The sequence below is a fragment of the Streptomyces sp. NPDC059142 genome (genome assembly GCF_042755665.1).
In the GTDB taxonomy this organism is placed as follows: domain Bacteria; phylum Actinomycetota; class Actinomycetes; order Streptomycetales; family Streptomycetaceae; genus Streptomyces.
Map to the genome: position 1 here is coordinate 723 of NZ_JBHZDA010000231.1, position 340 is coordinate 1,062.

The following is a 340-nucleotide window of genomic DNA, read 5'->3' on the forward strand; positions in this document are numbered from 1 at the left end:
GGCTCACGTGGGCGTTCCGCGGGGCGAGTCAGCCTTCCATGGCCTCGATCAGGCTCCTGGGCCGCAGGTCGGTCCAGTTCTTCTCGATGTACGCCATGCAGGCCTCGCGGCTGTCCTTGTCATGCGCGATGCTCCAGCCGTCGGGAACCTCCGCGAACGCGGGCCACAGGGATTGCTGTCCTTCGTCGTTGACGAGGACCTGGAACACGGCATCCGGATCGTCGAAAGGGTTCACCAGGCACACCGCCCCTTCTCTGCGCTCGGCGCGGTGGCCGCTCCACCGCCGCGCAGCCATCCTGGTGCCTCACGGCGTCATGCTCCTCGGTGGGATCCACCGTTA

1 protein-coding gene is annotated in these 340 nt (G+C 67.1%); it reads right to left on the reverse strand.

The window, feature by feature from the left end:
• Nucleotides 1-28 precede the first annotated feature (28 nt).
• The gene (locus ACFXPK_RS32950; protein WP_385006759.1) at nucleotides 29-238 is read right to left on the reverse strand and encodes an MbtH family protein; all 210 of its coding nucleotides are present in this window, start codon (nucleotides 236-238) and stop codon (nucleotides 29-31) included.
• Between the last annotated feature and the right edge of the window lie 102 nt (nucleotides 239-340).